Source organism: Hoylesella enoeca JCM 12259, from assembly GCF_000613405.1.
Taxonomy (GTDB): Bacteria; Bacteroidota; Bacteroidia; order Bacteroidales; family Bacteroidaceae; genus Prevotella; species Prevotella enoeca.
In genome coordinates, this window is sequence record NZ_BAIX01000093.1 from 1 (window position 1) to 2,152 (window position 2,152).

The following is a 2,152-nucleotide window of genomic DNA, read 5'->3' on the forward strand; positions in this document are numbered from 1 at the left end:
ATTATTGTCCACCACTGGATGATGATCGTCGTCAAAGAACACCGTCTGTCCGTTCATCTCTCTTGGGGCTTCAATATCCGTACGGATTTCCGACCTTTCCTGTTCGTATTGTCGGTGAAGTGTCAAGGCGGGTACACCTTCGGGTGCAGGTTCAACGTTTATGGATGGTTGCTCTGACACAGATTGCTGTGGTACAGACTCCGATGATGGTGGTTGCAATGGAGTAGTCTCTCCATTGGAAACGGTATTTTCTGTTGCCTGTGCCTTGGTAATGGTAAAATCGTCCGGTTCTATGACTTGCCCGACATTAATTTCTGTTTCAGTTTCCAACTCTTCCTTGGATATCTTGATTCCAGAAGTACCGTTCACAGTCTTCTTAACCGTGTCTTCTGTATTTGTTACCGCTTCTTCCTTGATTTCCTCTGCCACCACTTCTTCTTTGGTATATTGTTCCCTGACGATTTCTTCCAACTCGGCTATCTCGTGCAATTTCTTAGGAGAGAAATACAGGTCGCGTTCAATCCCCAGTCCTCTTACCTTCACGCCTTCCATCTCATCAAGGGACATATTGCCAAGTTCCCAGCCATAGCCCATCGTGACGGCACCAAAACCAATGCGGCTCTTGGGGTCATATTCCAGAAGGTAGGCTGTGTATGCTCCCATAGGGAAGAAATAGCGTGCGTAGGCAACCTTATCGCCTATGAGTTCCTTTTCCGTGCTGTAAAGTTTTGGCAACTGTTTCCTGATACTGTCGGGCATGAGGTTATGGGCGTCAGTATCGTCTTCCTCCTTTGTTTCCAGCATTTGCGGTTTTCCTTCCGCCTGCACGGAAACTCCTAATTTTTGCAGCATTTCATCAACTCACCTGCCATTCTTCCTCTGTCATCGGTATACCGGTCTGATATAGCTTACGGTCGATACGTTGTCCCATTTCAAGGGAGATTCGTGTTCGGAGACTTTCTGCCATTTCTTCAATCCCTCCCGTGAATCGATACTCCCATGCAGGTCTTCCGTAAGGGTCTGTACCCATTATGCGCTCTGTGGCAATGGTGCGATGAGAAATGTCCTTCCATTCTCCTACAAAAAGAGAGTTATGCTTGAAGACGACAGAAGAGCCTTCTTCCTTGGGAACAGAAACGGTTTCTACGAACTGCTGTTCGATGCCCTTGCTGATTTCTTTACCTGTCTGCTTCTGCAGGACGATGAGGTCACTGCCTACGTCCGTTCCTGCATTGTCTGAAAACATACCCGATGGCAGTCGGAGAGCGGAGATAAGGCGGCTGTTCTGCATGAGATAACGACGTATGGCTTCATTGCGAGGACTGTCCAAAACACCCTGTGAAGTGATGAATGCCAGTAAGCCACCTTCCTTGATGCAGTCCAGACCTTTCACGAAGAAGTAATTGTGAATGGCACGTGTGGACTCACGCTTGAGAGCGTCCTTGCCTTTGCTGTATTCTCGGTCATAAACCATGAAATCACCAAAGGGAATGTTACTTGTTACAAGGTCATACTTGTCCTTGTCTTCTAACTCTCCAATGGCTTCAAAAGGCTCATTCCGGACGAAAATGTTACCTTTGCCATAAGGGTGCAGGGCTTGGCTGATACGAGCAGTGAGCAGGTCCTTTTCCATTGCATCTACAACTCCAGCCTGCCTTGCAAAGGTTTCGGCAAAGGCACCCATGCCAGCCGAAGGATCCAAACATCGACGTATGGGTACATTTACAGAAGTGAGAGCATCGGCAATGGCGGTGACGATACGGGTATCGGTATAGAAGGAGGTCAGTACACTTGCCTTGATGCTCTCCCAATACCGCTTGGCGGTATTGGCATCTAAGGCTTCACGATAAATCATCTGCTTGAGCTGTTGGGTAGGTTCAAAGAGATTCTGCTCAGACTTGCTCCAATAGCGTATGTCGTCGGGGGTGTCCGTGCGATTAAGCACGCATTTCAAGCCACCGAAGCCCTGATAGTTCCGTAAGATACTTTTCTCAGCTTCGGTGGCTTCGCGGCGTTCTTTTTCTAATCGCAAGACCACACGGATGGCTTCCGTGTTGGCTTGCAGGACTTCTTTCTTATTGTATGCCATAGTGTTTTCTTTTAATAAAGTGGAGGTAAAAAGGTCGGGAGGCAATACTTGTATCTCCCAACC

General features: G+C 47.9%; 1 pseudogene. It reads right to left on the bottom strand.

Annotation, left to right across the window (positions count from 1 at the left end):
• A pseudogene (locus JCM12259_RS15595) lies at positions 1-2,089 on the bottom strand (DUF2958 domain-containing protein); the annotation flags it as partial.
• Positions 2,090-2,152 lie beyond the last annotated feature (63 nt).